At 29.4% G+C, this 15,719-nt stretch carries 11 protein-coding genes; 2 read left to right on the forward strand and 9 right to left on the reverse strand.

Going from position 1 to position 15,719, the window contains the following annotated elements; all coding sequences use genetic code 11:
• Positions 1-58: 58 nt before the first annotated feature.
• Positions 59-253 carry a DUF4372 domain-containing protein gene (locus tag GOQ29_RS15000; protein ID WP_350445982.1) on the reverse strand — a complete coding sequence of 65 codons (195 nt, stop codon included), beginning with the start codon at positions 251-253 and terminating at the stop codon, positions 59-61.
• Between the two features lie 182 nt (positions 254-435).
• On the opposite strand from GOQ29_RS15000, the gene GOQ29_RS06055 reads away from it, so the two are divergent.
• A complete protein-coding gene (locus tag GOQ29_RS06055) occupies positions 436-627 on the forward strand; it encodes a hypothetical protein (protein WP_203371753.1) in 192 nt (63 codons plus the stop codon).
• Here the strand turns inward: GOQ29_RS06055 and ortB are convergent.
• The 8 genes from ortB to GOQ29_RS06095 form a co-directional block, all read right to left on the reverse strand.
• Positions 624-2,042 carry a 2-amino-4-oxopentanoate thiolase subunit OrtB gene (gene ortB, locus GOQ29_RS06060; RefSeq protein ID WP_203371754.1) on the reverse strand — a complete coding sequence of 473 codons (1,419 nt, stop codon included), beginning with the start codon at positions 2,040-2,042 and terminating at the stop codon, positions 624-626. The two genes, GOQ29_RS06055 and ortB, sit on opposite strands and share 4 nt — an antisense overlap.
• A gap of 66 nt (positions 2,043-2,108) precedes the next feature.
• Positions 2,109-2,414 (reverse strand): 2-amino-4-oxopentanoate thiolase subunit OrtA, encoded by a 306-nt coding sequence (ortA, locus tag GOQ29_RS06065; RefSeq protein WP_203371755.1) that lies wholly within the window; start codon positions 2,412-2,414, stop codon positions 2,109-2,111.
• Positions 2,415-3,842, reverse strand: coding sequence for a Na+/H+ antiporter NhaC family protein (locus tag GOQ29_RS06070; RefSeq protein ID WP_203371756.1), 1,428 nt, complete (start codon positions 3,840-3,842; stop codon positions 2,415-2,417).
• A gap of 191 nt (positions 3,843-4,033) precedes the next feature.
• Entirely contained in the window at positions 4,034-5,377 is a 1,344-nt protein-coding gene (locus GOQ29_RS06075; RefSeq protein WP_203371757.1) for a sigma-54-dependent transcriptional regulator, read from the reverse strand.
• On the reverse strand, positions 5,374-7,413 hold the full coding sequence (locus GOQ29_RS06080; protein WP_203371758.1) for a transporter substrate-binding domain-containing protein: 2,040 nt from the start codon (positions 7,411-7,413) through the stop codon (positions 5,374-5,376). Before GOQ29_RS06080 ends, GOQ29_RS06075 begins: the two co-directional genes overlap by 4 nt.
• A 179-nt stretch (positions 7,414-7,592) precedes the next feature.
• The gene (locus tag GOQ29_RS06085) at positions 7,593-10,574 is read right to left on the reverse strand and encodes a type I restriction endonuclease subunit R (RefSeq protein WP_203371759.1); all 2,982 of its coding nucleotides are present in this window, start codon (positions 10,572-10,574) and stop codon (positions 7,593-7,595) included.
• Positions 10,575-10,585: 11 nt separating this feature from the next.
• Positions 10,586-11,911: a restriction endonuclease subunit S gene (locus tag GOQ29_RS06090; protein WP_203371760.1), complete on the reverse strand. Its 1,326-nt coding sequence runs from the start codon at positions 11,909-11,911 to the stop codon at positions 10,586-10,588.
• Positions 11,911-13,998 carry a type I restriction-modification system subunit M gene (locus GOQ29_RS06095; protein ID WP_203371761.1) on the reverse strand — a complete coding sequence of 696 codons (2,088 nt, stop codon included), beginning with the start codon at positions 13,996-13,998 and terminating at the stop codon, positions 11,911-11,913. Before GOQ29_RS06095 ends, GOQ29_RS06090 begins: the two co-directional genes overlap by 1 nt.
• Positions 13,999-14,689: 691 nt before the next feature.
• On the opposite strand from GOQ29_RS06095, the gene GOQ29_RS06100 reads away from it, so the two are divergent.
• Positions 14,690-15,385 carry a PHP domain-containing protein gene (locus GOQ29_RS06100; RefSeq protein WP_252187532.1) on the forward strand — a complete coding sequence of 232 codons (696 nt, stop codon included), beginning with the start codon at positions 14,690-14,692 and terminating at the stop codon, positions 15,383-15,385.
• Positions 15,386-15,719 lie beyond the last annotated feature (334 nt).

Here is a 15,719-nt window from a genome sequence, read left to right on the forward strand (position 1 = left end):
GCCAGTAAGATGAAAATACAAATCCTGAAAAACTCTATAATCTCTTGATGCGTTTTTTCTAGAATGAGAGCATTGAATATACATGTGAATGAGTATCAAAGTGTTGAGATCTAAAATCACCTTGATATTTTTTTGTAATCTTGTCTAAAGAACTTCCACTAATTACCTGTGTTATTTTATTGAAAATTGTCTTATTATTATAGATGAACATAGAAGAATCTTCTTTATTTGGTTTGCGTTTGCGTACTACCATTAAATCAAAGGAGGTTCTTTTTTTATTATATAATTTTTTCCATGTCAACCTGTAATAGCAACACTAGAATAAGTCCCCTCATTTTTGGGTATATATACAGTAAGCATAAGTTATACAATAAAACACAATAAGAATTTCATGATATATATAATAACGAAGAGCTTATAAGGGTTATTAATCAATTGAGAAGAAAATTCCTAAAACATTCTTACTCTGAAGAAAATGAAACTCCTATGTCAGAAATTCTTAAAACTACTAATAAGAAACATGAAATAATAGTAAAATTATTTAAACAAAGAAACAAATCAAAATTAGAAGATTATATTAAAAATACTCACTGGAATCTATCTCATGCTAGATTAGAAAAACTTTAAATAACTTTAACTTCTAAATCATGTAAAACTTTATTTGTAAATTCTTCTGATGTGTTAGTATCTTCCATCAAAAATTCAAAATCTTCTTCTGTAATTTTATTTACATTGTTCCTAATAATTGCATTCTTAATATAACTAGCCTTTAACTTTTCTAAATTTAAATCTTTTACATTTATTTGATCAAATTCTTCAGGGATTATAACTTTTTTTCCAGGCTCATCTTCAGAAGGTTTTCCTCTCCTTACCTCTATTCCATTTTCTCTTGCAAATGTCAATTGAGCAGCTGGATGTTTACCTGCTCCCGTATACTCAGTTTCTTGAACAACAACTATCTCATCTTCATTCATTTCCTTAGCAATTGCTATTGCCGCAGTTAATGATGTATTTCCCGCAGGACCTCTCTCTAGTCCTTCAATTTGTGCTAAAGCTTCTGTTACATAGAATACTTCTCCCTGTGTAACAGTAACATATCTATCTATATATCTTAAAACCCTTGCTGCATTTCTTGGTACATCTGCTCTGTCAGGCCATGTAGTAAATGGAACTCCAAATCCAGTATGCCCTGTTGTAAATGATTTTTTATTAAAATCTTTATCTGATGCCATGTGTAATCCTGCTAAGTCTACAGAAGCACCTATTATCTTAGTATTTCTAGCACCTGCTTTTTTAAGTCCTCTAGCAGTACCTGTTAAATTTCCTCCACCTGCATTGGTAGCTATTACAACATCAGGATATCGTCCTTCTATTTCCATCATTTGGTCAGCTATCTCTGATCCTAAAGTTTCTATACCAGCAATTCCAAAAGGAGTATAAAGAGAAGCATTAAAATATCCAGTTTTTTCTAATAACTTTAAAAATGTATAAAATAATTCTGGACCTACTGTTAGTTGAACTACCTCTGCACCATAAGCTTCACATTTGCGAGCTTTTTCTAATATTTCTGGTTGTCCGATTTTTCTAGAATCATAAACTTCTTGCACTATTATACATTTTAACCCCTTTTGCAAAGCCTGGGCTGCAACCGCTGCTCCATAGTTTCCACTTGTTGCTGCAATAACACCTTTATAGCCATGTTTCTTTGCGTGATATACTGATACAGCAGCTCTTCTTGCTTTAAATGATCCAGATGAATTAGCTGCTTCATCTTTAAGAAAAATCCTAGCTCCTTTTCCTTCTGGTGAATATTTCTTTATCAATTTATTAATATTTATTAGTTCATACAATGGAGTATTTCCTACCTTCGTTTCCTTCTGAATTTTTTTTACTTCATTTAAACTATATCCAACTTTATTCATCATTTCTTCATAGTTAAATGCTAATTTACCATAATTAAATACATCATAATTTATACCAATAGCTTTTTTCATTATTTCATTATTTCTTCCCATGACTGCTTCATATGACATGTCTTTCATAACCTAAAATTCCTCCTTTTTTACTACTAAATAATTTGATTAGGTTTGTATAATCTTATTAAAGTATTAACTTAATTCTTCTACTTCCTTTCTTAATTCTTTGCCAATATCAATAAGTTCCTTAATTGGCTCACCAAAATTATGAACATGTTTAGGATTTATATCTGACAATTTTCCAGTGATATTCCTTCCAATAAGAGTTTCTACTTCTACATAGTCTCCAATTTCTGCTTCTTCATTTAATAAATATCCTTTAAACCATTGCACTAAAGGTACCTTTTTTGTGTCTTCTGGTAAATGCTGTGCTCTTTTATCAGATTCAAGTAATACTTCCTCAATTTCTACCCACTCCCCTTTTTTTGCTTTTTTCATTTAAACCATCTCCTTTCCTAATTTTTTTACAGGCTCACCATTTTTACCAATATATTCCATGCCCCATCCTGATAGAACTGAAATAATCATTACAGCTAACATAGCCCAACTATAAAAAATCCATGGAGTTATCTTTGTTGTTTCAAATACTGGAACCAATGAACCAAATTGTGCATTAGCTTCTTCTGCTAAAGATTTAGTTAATAATAGTGCAGGGGTCCACGGCAAGGCGTATACTAAAGTACAAGCTGTAGCATCTAGTAAGTTAGCTCTTCTATATGGATGTATATTAAATTTTTCTCCTAATGGTTTAGCATAAAATGATCCTAATGCTAATATAGGAGGTGCATTTAGACCCATAATGGCAGACATGGCAATAATTAAAACAATAACTGAAATTTCAAATCCTCTAACACTTTTTACAAATTTATTAGCAAAACCAATTAAGACTTTGTCTCCACCACCTTGTTTCATTACATTTATACAAGCAAAAATTAATAATGCTAAAATACAAATATCTATCATTCCTGACATACCATCTACTAAAAGACCTTTTGCAGCTCCATCTTCAACATATAATAAATTAGAAATACTATTCAATCCAGATATTTCTGCGACAATCGTTGCTAATACAGTACCTATAGTTGTAGCTGTAATAATATGAGCCCCTTTAATTGCTATAAAGATAACAAGACCAGCTGGTATTAACATAACTAACCCTATTGGATTCATATATTGAGATAAAGTTTCATATGGTACTTCATGAATACTATTTCCGCCTCCAAATATTCCAAATAATATTAATGCTATACTTCCTGCAATGATAGCATATTTTAAACGCGATCTAACCACTCCACCTACATCAGTTCCTTGACTAGCAGCTGAACTAATAGTAGTATCTGATAATGGAGCTAAATTGTCTCCAAATGTTCCTCCTCCAATTATAGCACCTATTAATGCTAATGGATTAGCTCCTAATAGTGCCCCTGCTGGATATAAAACTGCCATTCCAGCAACAATTGTTCCAAACCCTGTTCCTGCTGCAGTTGCAAATAATGCACTAGCTAAAAATGTTATTATAACAAATAATCTTCCTTGTGCTCCTACATTATAAGCCACCCATATTATTCCTTCCACTAATCCTGAAGCTCGTAATACAGATGCAAAAACTCCTGCAAAAATCCAACAAGCAATTGGAACAATTGCCATTTTATCAGCCATACCTTCTATAATAACGTCTGCGTATTTTTCCTTATCCTTTGCAAGAAAAAATGTCAACATAATACCTACTAGAGCTCCTACCCACATTCCTCTAACATCTGGTGCTTTTAGAATAGATATATATATTGCTATTAAAATAAATACACCAAAAGGTAAAAAAGAACTCCAACCCCCTCCAATTAAATCTAACTTTTTTTTCTGATTCATAAACATTCCTCCTTTTTCATTCTACTTTTATACATTGCAATTCTTATACCAATTGAATATAAAATATAGTTAGGGTATGAATATTCAGTATATTGCTGATATCCAAATGTTTTTAGTCAGTTTCATTATTTTTATAGTAAAATAAAAGCAGGAAATAAATTTCACATATATGTGAAATTTATTTCCTGCTTTTATTTAAGGTTATATTCTAATACTTTGTTATATAATTGCCTTCTACTTATATTTAAATATTTTGCTGTATAAGTAAGATTTCCATTACATTTTTCTATAACTTTTTTTATATGTTCCACTTCTACTTCTTTTCTCACTTCTTTTAATGACTTAATTGTATCATTGTCACTTTCATGGTATATTCTTTCATGTCTAATACTTGGAAGATCCTTAAATTTTATAATTCCATCCTCAGATAATACAATTAACCTTTCTATAATATTTTTTAATTCTCTTATATTCCCTGGATAATCATAAGACAATAAAAATTCCATAACTTTATTTTCTATATCAATTATATTCTTTTTCATGTCGCGTTTACATTTTTCTAGAAAAAAATTTATAAACATATTTATGTCTTCGCGTCTATCTCTTAATGGTGGAATTTCTAATGTTATTGTATTTATTCTATAAAATAAATCTTCTCTAAAATTACCACATTTTATCTCTTCAAATATATTTCTATTAGTTGCACTAATTAACTTTGAGTCTATTTTTATGTTTTTATTACTTCCAACTCGTTCTATACTTTTAGTTTCAATTACTCTTAATAATTTAACTTGTAAACTTATTGGCATTTCTCCTATCTCATCTAAAAATAATGTTCCTCCATTAGATTCCTCAAATCTACCTATTCTTTTTTCCATAGCACCTGTAAAAGACCCTTTTTCATGACCAAACAACTCAGACTCCAATAAATTTTCAGGTAAAGACTGACAATTAACAGGAACAAATTTCTCTTTTTTTCTATTACTACATTTATGTATATATTTTGCTAATATTTCCTTACCAACTCCCGATTCTCCTGTTATTAAAACATTTACATTACTATTAGCTACCTTTCGAGCTATCTTCATAATTTTTAAAAATTCTTTATTATTAGTTTTTAATAAAATATTTTCTTGAGATTCATTTTTATAGAATTTATTTTTAGCATTTATTTTAGCTAGCTTTTTTACTTCTATTAATAATTTTTTAGGATCTTCACCTTTAACAAAGTAACTATAAGCGCCTTTTTTCATTGCATCCACTGCATTTTCAATTGAACCATATCCAGTAATCAATATAATGTCTAAATCATAGTAATCACCTTTTATCCTTTCCAGTAATTCTATTCCATTGATTCCATCCATTATTAAGTCAGTTAAAACTAAATGAAATTTTTCATTATTTAATACCTCTAAAGCTTCTAATCCTGAACTTACAGACTTAACATAATATCCATTATCTCCCAATATCATTTTCAATACCTCTTGATATTCTATTTCATCATCAACAATAAGTATTTTAAAATTATGACTCATAATTTTTTAGACCCCATTTCTAAAGGTATATATATTTCAAAAGTTGTTCCTTCATCAAGTTTACTATAAACCTTAACCTCTCCTCCAAGTTTTTCTACCTCATTATATAATATATATAATCCTAAACCAGTACCCTTTCCTATCCCTTTAGTTGTAAAAAATGGATTAAATAGTTTTTCTAAATCTTTTTCCTTTATACCTATCCCTGTATCACTACAAAATATATATAATCTCTTATTTAATTTTTTACATTGTATTTTAATTGTTCCACCATTAGGCATAGCATCTACAGCGTTTGTAACTAAATTTATCAAAATATGTTTTAAAGATTCTTGATTAATATTTATTTCAATATTATCAGTTTCAATCTTTACAAATATTTTATTTTTTTTCATGATCTTTTTCTCTAATTCCAAAATATCCTCTATAAAATATTTCATATTTATCTTTTCTTTCCCTGTATTAGATATTCTAGAAAAATTTAGAACATTATCTATAGTACTATTAGCTTTATCAATAGATGATTCTATTGTATCTATTGCTTTTTTAACTTTTTCATCTCTCATATTCATTTTCATCTTTAATATATACACATAATTTCTTACTAAACCCAAAGGATTTCTTATTTCATGTGCTAATCCTGCAGCTAACTGTCCAATGGCTGCCATTTTATTTGCCTGTAATAGTCTTTTATCATTAATATGATTAATGGTAATATCCTTTATCATAACTAACGCCTTTATTATGTTTTTTTGTTTATCTTTTAAAGGGAAAGTATGTACTTCATATACATTATCTTTATATTTGATTTTCTTATTATGTTCCTTATTATTTATAAATGTTTTTTTAACTAGCTTACCTACTTCTTCATATATTAACTTTTTATTTGAATCACAACATACATCCTCAAGCACCTTTTCTATTAAACTCTCTTTATCTCTATTTATAAATTTACAAAAAGATTTATTAATATTGACTATTTTCATATCATTATTCAATACAACCATATAATGTGTTAATCCATCAAATGTAGTTTGTAAATTATTATTGCTTATATATAATTCCTCTGTTCTTCTTTGAACTTCAATCTTTAACCTTTTATTGAAGAAATACAAGACATAGGTAATAATAATACTTAATACTATAACTCCACCTACAATTATCATAATTTTACGTTCATTATTCTTTTTAGATATAGGAGCTGATATTCCAAACCATTTTTGTTGTATTTTTTCAATTTGATTTTTTCTTTTAATATTAAATATACCTTTATTTATTATGTCTAATAAGGTATATTTAGATCTGGGAACTCCAAAAACAACATCTTTTTCATAAATAGGTGGATCTAGTATCTGAGTTATATTTGAAATATTTAACTCAGAAATAAAAAAACTAATAACAGGTTCATCCCCTATAACTGCATCCACTTCACCATTTTTCAAAAGAATTAAAGCATCATATATATCTTTTGTAAAGTAATAATCTATATTTTTAACTTTGGATTCTAAATATTCTATTGCATAATCCCCTTTAGGTGTAGCAACTTTTTTCTCGTCCAAATCAACATAAGACTTAATATCTAGTTCATCATTAGATATTACTATTACACCTCTTAAATTATATATTGGATTAGAAAATAATAAATCCTTTTTTCTTTTAGGACTCTCAAACATATCACATATATCCGTTTTTCCATTAGAAATACTTACTAAAGCTTCACTCCATAACATGGGCTTTATATTTATTTTAGTGCCAATTTCAATAGAAAGTGCATTTATGTAATCGACTACAATACCTTTATACTGACCATCCTCATCTATATATCTTAAAGGAGGAGCATTTTGATCTGCACAATATATTAAATTTTCATGATTCATTAGCCAATCTCTTTGTTCTATAGTTAATGGTCTAGAGTTTTTTATATATCCTATTATATTCATGTCATATTTCATTTCAACAAAAAAGTTTATAATAATTATAATAAATACTGTTATAATACAAAAAAATTTTATAAAATCTTTTATTATAATTTTCATAAATACATTACTCCCATAAAAAAGCTTATAACTTTTTATTCATGAATTCCTAATGTTTTCCTTCTATCCCTTTTAAAAAATATATCATAACTCCTTAATTCTTTAAATACCCCCTATCAAACTCTCCTTTTTATATTTAATTATTTTATTATTTCTAGATTTCAAAAGGTGCTAAAAAATCATCTTCTTACTTCAGCTTTAAAGGATGTGTATATGTCAAACATAAGCATTTCCATCAATTTATTTCTAAAGTTTTCATCCTGTAGTACCTTTCCATAAAACTCTTGATTTTTACCATATTCCTCTATAACCCTATCATCAAAGGTGGGCTCAAAGGCATGTTTAAACACATCATAGGAATTTACCTTTGCCTTTAACTCTAAATCCTTATCCTGTTTAAGATTGTTTCTAATCTGTTCTACTGCTAATTTTTCTGATTTAGAGAAATCTGTACCAAATTTGTCATTTAATTTATTTATTATATTACTTAAAAAATCAGTCTCCTCCTCTTTAGCAGTTCCACCACCAGATACTTTAACATTTACTCCAATATCTTCTTCATCTTCTAGATATATTTTTTCCTTCTTTTTCTTTTTAAATTTATAGTATTGAAGTATAACTTTATCCGTTATATTTACTCCTCCCGTACTTTCAATATCTATTTTCTTTATTACATATTTTAGATATATACTCAATCTATGGAGATCTGAATCTAAAAAAGGAGCTATTTGAATAATTAAATTATATAGATTAATAAATTTCTTAAGTAGACTTCTAAATTCTATCTTCTCTTCTTTAGAAAATTTATCTATCCTCTCCACACTATTATCTACATAATTTTCCATTATAGATTTATCTCTAGTAGTTAAATTATCCTTATAAATTAAATTGGTAAACTTTATTACATCCTCTTCATTTATCACTTGTTTATCATATATCTGATTATAAACTGTATATATCTCATTAGGTTCTATGTCATTATCTAATACAGTTATCTTATAAAAGGGTAGAAAGGCATTCTTTATATCTTCTGCATCATTTACAAAATCCAATACAAAAGTATCTTCTTTACCTGGATAGGTCCTATTTAATCTAGATAATGTCTGAACTGCATTTACTCCTGAAAGTTTCTTATCCACATACATGGTATGAAGCTTTGGTTGGTCAAATCCTGTCTGATATTTATCTGCCACTATTAAAACCTTTGAATCATCCTTATCAAATTCCTTCGGTAGCTGGGACTCTTTTAAACCATCATTCATCTTGCTTTCTGTATATTCTTCTCCTTCATCCTTTACTGTTTGAGAGAAGGCTACTAATGTCTTAAGATCTGTATATCCCTTTTCTTTGATGTATTTATCAAAGGCTAATTTGTATCTAACTGCATGTTTCCTTGATGAGGTTACCACCATTGCTTTAGCTTCTCCACCTATTTTCTTCATGGTAGAATTTCTAAAATGCTCTATCATTACCTCTGTCTTTTGAGCAATATTATGGCGATGAAGACTTACAAATCTGGCAATAGATTTGATAGCTTTAGACTTATCAAAGGATGGATCATCCTCAATTTTCTTGCCTACACTGTAATACATCTTATAAGTCATATAATTTTGTAAAACATCTAATATAAGTCCCTCTTCAATAGCTTGTCTCATACTATATATATGGAAGGGATAATACTTTCCATCATCCCCTTGGGTACCAAATAATCTCAATGTACTTCCCTTAGGTGTGGCAGTAAAGGCAAAGAAACTAACATTGGAATCATCCACAAATTTCTCTAATTCATGATTGATTTTATCCTCAGCATCCACCGACTTTTCCTCTTCTCTTTGAGCTAATTCAGCAGCTTCCTCTAAGGATAGAGATTCCTTTAGTGCCATCATATTCTTCCCTGATGTAGAAGAGTGGGCCTCATCTATAACTATGGCATAATTCCTACCCTTAGTCCCTCCCAATTGGTCTAATATATAGGGGAACTTTTGAATAGTACTTATTATAATCTTAGTACCCTTTTCAATTTCCTCTGCTAATTGATGGGAGTCCTTATCTATTTTAGCCACCAGACCAATCTTATGTTCCAATTGATATATAGAATCTTGCAATTGCTTATCTAAAACTGTTCTATCGGTTACAACGATTACTCCATTGAATATGACATTATTATCATTATCATGGAGGGATGCCAATCTATGGGTTAACCAAGTGATAGAATTAGTCTTTCCTGAGCCAGCAGAGTGTTGGATAAGATATTTATATCCTGCTCCTTTATTCTTAACATGATGGAGAATATCCCTCACCCCAGCTAATTGGTGATATCTAGGAAATATTACAGTTTCCTTTTTCACTGTATCTTCATTTTCTAATACTTCTTCCCTTGTATCCACATAGGTAAACTTTTGAATTATCTCAAGTAGTGAATCCTTCTGTAGCACTTCCTCCCATAGATAATGGGTTCTAAGTTTTCCCTCCACTGGAGGATTTCCTGATTTTCCATTATTCCCCCTATTAAAGGGTAGAAAGAAAGTCTTTTCCCCAGCTAATTTGGTAGTCATATATACTTCATCGGTATCCATGGCAAAGTTTACTATGGATCTTTCCTTGAATTTAAATATTTGCTCTTTATTACTTCTATCGTATTTATACTTCTTAATCGCATTTTTACAATTTTGATTAGTAAAGGAATTTTTAAGCTCCATAGTGATTATGGGAATACCATTTAAAAACAAACTCAAATCTATCCTCTTATCTCCTTGATATTTTAGCTCCTCTGTCACTGATAATATATTTTGCTTATATAATATAAACTGTTCAGGATTTAAGTCTGTGGGAGGCTTAAAATAGGCTAAGTCTAATTTTACTCCATAGTCCTTGATGCCATGTTTCAACACATCTATGGAACCTTTAGTTCTCAAATTTCTATCTAGATTATCTATGATTTTTGACTTGTAATTATTTATATATATATCCTTTAGCCTATTCATCTTCTTTTCTTGGGTGGTCTCTAAAAAGTCAAAAAGACATTTAGTATCTATGGCATAGTCCACATCATAATTCCTATTAAAGCCTTCAATATAGCCATTATGATTTATAAGATAATCCTTTATTAATGCCTGAAAGGATCTTTCCTTTAATGAATTTGGAGTTATTTGAGTAGTCATTCCATATCCTCCTATTCTTTTATCTCCCATTCCCGCAAATCAATTTTACCAGTAACTGCTTCTGATATAAGGGATTGTTTAGCTTCTTTAAGTTTTTGGATTTGGGATTGATTTTTTGTGATTATATTGTTAATATCAATAATTTTTTCGTTTAAAAACTCTGCTATTTCATTTTGTTCTTTTATTGAAGGTATTCCTGTTTTATAATTTTCAAAATAACTTGTGGGTACACGTTTTAATCCTGCTACTCCAGTCATATGACTAGAACCATATCGTACAAAGTGAGATTCTTGCATTAAATAATATATATGTTCAGTATTGTTGTAAACTCTAAATACATTTATTTCAGTGGTTCCAAATCCAATTCCATTTTTAAGATTTCTAGCAATTGCTATATCTCCATTCTCATAACAAGGGGTCACTTTAGCCATAATTATATCTTCATTTCTGAAATACGTATATCCTCCAAATACATCTTTAACAACCTTTTTATCTTCAGTTTCTATAATTCCATTATGAATCATGTTCATAGGAACAAAACTGCACTCAATATTTTTATTAATTACTTCAGATTTAGGAGGATTAATTTCCATTAAATATTTCAGTCTCTTAACTTCCCAATCCTTAGGTATCATCCCTAACCACTGAATACCGCTATCTTTCATTTCTTCCGGTTTTCTCTCTATCATTTCTCCATCTACTATTTTTACTTTCCCAGTAACAACCTCTGATATAAGACTCTTTTTTGCCTCTTTTAATTTTTCTATGAGTTTTTCTTTTTTAAAGATAATTGAATCAAATTGGGATGTTTTTATGTCCAGGAAGTTAGCTATTTTTTGTTGTTCTAATATGTTATTGGGTTTTACAAAATTAAGATTTTTAAGAATATCAGAATTTACATGAGGAATTCCCATTCCAATTGTCATTCTTCTCAAATATTTTTCGTATGATTTAGCAAAGTACTTTAAATAATCATAACTATCATTTGTATTTATATCAAATTTAACAAAAGTAGAACCTAAAACTCCATCTTTTCCAATAAAGAATTCTCCAGCATTTGCCCCATCCCATAATAATAATAAATCATTTTCTTTAACCTTAATTAATCCTTTAGTTGAACTAACATATTTATCTGTCATTTCTGTTCGTAAAAACTCTGTTGTAATATATGGAGCTGCACCTTCTTTATAAGGAATAATATTAAAAGGATTTTTTCCTTTTATATAAGTGAATAGATATTTCAATTGTTTTAATTCCCACTTCCTCGGTATCTTCCCTAGCCACTCAACACTGCTCTCCTTCATTTCCTCTTCATTTCTATACTTCAATTCTTCCATTATCCAAGCACCTTCTTTATTTCCACTTGAATTTCTCTTTCCAATTCTTCTATCTCTCCCATTATATCTTTGAAGGGTCTTAATTCTTCGTATTTATAGAAATATCTGGTAAAAGGTATTTCGTATCCTATTTTAGTCTTTTTATGGTCTATCCAGAATTCCTTTACATGGGGTGCTACTTCTTTTTTCACATATTCTAGGATGTTTTTCTTTTCCTTCTCTATATGTTCAGAAGTATCTGGATTATACTCTTCTACATCTATTGATATGGGTATGGTCTCTGTATCCCTTAGGATTGTATCTGCTTCTTTCTTATTACCCTTATAGCAGTAATCAGCTGTTTCATCTCTTTCTGATAATCCTATTAGTATTGCTTTAAATAGAGATCTTTTTAAGTTTAAATCTCCTAATATATCTTCTAATACTCCTTCAAATTCTTCTCTATTCTTATATACTTTATCACTGATATTTTTCTTTAAGGCATTTATGATATTGTCTTGAAGTTTCTTTCCTTCCTGTAGTTTTTCTAATCTTGTCATTTCTTTTTTCTTTATAGTTTTCTTTTCTAATTTAAGTTCTAGATCTGCTACCTTTTCTTCGTCATATAGTTTTGAGAAGGTATTTTCTCCATAGATACTTTCTATTCTGTCTTCTGATATTTTGAAGTTTAATCGTAATGGTCTTTCTATGGTCACCTTTAGATATCCAAAGTCCTTATTATCAAATATCTTACAGTATTCATTTTCTTCAAAATCTCCATGTATTCTGGTGATTTCTTCTATATCTTCTTTAGATATCTCATGTCTTTTAGACCCTAGGGATTTTCTCATCTTATGATAGAAGTTTGTAGCATCTATCAATTGGATTTTTCCCTTTCTAACTGAACCATTTAAAGGATTGTCGTTTTTTCTATTAGTTAATACCCATATATAGGTGGCTATTCCTGTATTGTAGAATAAATCTGTAGGTAGCGCTATGATACCTTCTAATAAATCATTTTCTATGATCCATCTTCTTATCTCTGATTCCCCTGAGCCGGCATCTCCTGTAAATAGTGGTGAACCATTGAATATGATGGCCATTCTAGAACCTTTTTCATCATCATTCATCTTAGATACCATATGTTGTAAAAATAGTAATGAACCATCGGAAATCCTAGGAGTTCCTGCTCCAAATCTACCATCAAATCCTAATTCCTTCATTTCATTTTCTATAAAGTCCTTATCCTTTTTCCAGTCAACACCAAAAGGTGGATTCATTAGGGCGAATCTAGTCTTTAAATTTCTATGACCATCTTGGGTAAAGGAGTTACCCTTTACTATATTCTTTGATTTTTGTCCTTTTATTAATATATCTGCTTTGCATATGGCATAGGATTGAGGATTTAACTCTTGTCCAAACACTTCCACTTGAGCATTAAGGTTTAATTCATTTATGTAATTTGTAGCTACTGAGAGCATTCCACCGGTTCCCGCTGCAAAATCCCCTATGGTAAATATGCTCCCTTTGGTAGTAAGTTCATCCTCTAAATTATTAAATATAATATTAGTCATTAATTCTATTACTTCCCTGGGAGTGTAGTGATCTCCAGCCTCTGCATTTTCTGAGAAACGTCTTATAAGTTCTTCGAATATATATCCCATCTCTTGATTACTAACTACTTCTGGATGTAAATCTATTTGATTAAATTCCTTTACTACTAAAAATAAAAGATTATTTTCTTCTAATTTTTTTATTTCCTTTTCAAACTCAAAGTTTTCCATTATTTCTCTAATATTTGCTGAAAAACCTCTCAAGTAATCTTCAAAATTTGCTCTTACATTGTCTGGATCATCTATTAGATTACTAAACTGGAATCTAGACTTATTTGAAAAATTATATCCAGCTGTTTTATTTAAAATCATCTCTATGTCTGTAGTTTTTGCTACTTCTACTACTTTTTCCTTTGTAGGTTCCAGTAAACAGTCAAACCTTCTAAGGACAGCCATTGGTAGTATTACATCACCATATTTTTCTGGTTTATAGGGTCCTCTTAAAAGTTCTGCTATCTTCCATATAAAATTTACCTTTTCGTTAAAGTTGTTCATTGATACATCCCCTTCTATTGTTAAATATGTATTTATAGATAATCATATAAAATTCTTTAATTGATCTTGTTTAAGTATAACATTTTTATATAGAGTTGAAAAATACTCTATATCTTACGATATAGAGTATTTTGCGCTCTCTAAAATAGTTTATATTACGACTTCACACCAGTCATTGATCCTACTCCTACCTTCGACGTCTGCCTCCAAAGGGTTAGCTCGACGACTTCGGGTATCTTAGAGTAAAATTATTGCCTACAGTAATTTTACAGAACTTATGAGCGAGAAAGCCCACTTCTTCAGATGTGAGATGAAAGCGATATTTTTCAAATAGTTATTGTGGTTTATCAGCATAACTAATACAATGTATATATGAAGTAATTAGTATAATAGAAAAAGAAATAAAAATAAAAAGAAAAAGATTAAAATTAATACTAGTAGGAATGGTATCAGTCTTAGGTGGGATATTTTTTATTTTTGGTTTTCTTAAAAATAAATCTTCACGAAATACGTGATAATATATTCATTTTGTATTGATACGAAATACGTAAAGATGATATTTTATATCGACTTTTTCAATGAGAATTATCTAGTAACTATGAGGTAGCATAATCGACGTGAATTAGGTTAAAGTCAGAGATAACGTTAGATGACATTGAAGGTTTTAAAAAATAAGATATGGAGGTTAAAGATGAGTTATATAGATTTGCATATTCATTCATCCTATAGTAATGATGGGGAGTTTGAACCTAAAGTATTAGTTGATCAATGCTTAGAAAGAAAAATAAAGTATTTTTCTATTGCAGACCACAATTGTGTAAAAGCCATATATGAAGCAAAATTGTATTGTAAAGATAAAGATATTAAAATAATTCCAGCAGTAGAATTGGATTGTATTTTTAATACCGTTAACCTGCATGTGTTAGGTTATGGGATAGACTATCAAAGCTCAATATTTAATGAAATTGAAAAAAATATTATACTACAAGAACAAACTGCTTCCCAGAAACGTATAAAATTGATTCGGGAATTAGGGATAGATTTTTCGGATGAAATTATTGCAGACTTGTCTAAGAACGGTATAGTTACTGGTGAAATGATTGCTGAAGCTGCTATGCAATTTGATAAGGAACATATAAACCCACTACTCGAGCCTTATTATGAAGATGGTTCTAGAAGTGATAACCATTATGTTAATTTTTATTGGGATTATTGTGCTCAGGGTAAGCCAGCCTATGCTGAAGTAAAATTTATAAAATTACAAGAAGCAATTAAAGTTATAGAAGAAAATGGAGGTATACCTGTTTTAGCACATCCAGGAAACAACATTAAAGAAAATGGTGCTTTACTAGAAGCTATTATTGGCTGTGGTATTAAAGGGATATAAGTTTATAGTAGTTACCATAGTGAAAAACAAATGTTATTTTATAAAGAATTTGCACTAAGGCATAAATTGCTCTTAACTTGTGGCAGTGATTTTCACGGAAAAACAAAACCCAGCATATCAATAGGGTATTCAAACTGTGAGAATAATGAAGAAGACATTATACTAGCACTAAAAAGGGCATTAAACCGTTACTAGAAAAAAATGTTATTTTAGTAGGATTATTGTATAGGATTGTAGAATATATGAATAGGCAAAAAAAGAAAGGCATAAGCTTTTAGTGTTGCATTAAAGAAATTATTACAGGTTGACATGGAAAAAATTATATAATGAAAAA

The organism is Anaeromonas gelatinilytica (genome assembly GCF_016820635.1).
Lineage (GTDB): Bacteria > Bacillota > Clostridia > Tissierellales > SIT17 > Anaeromonas > Anaeromonas gelatinilytica.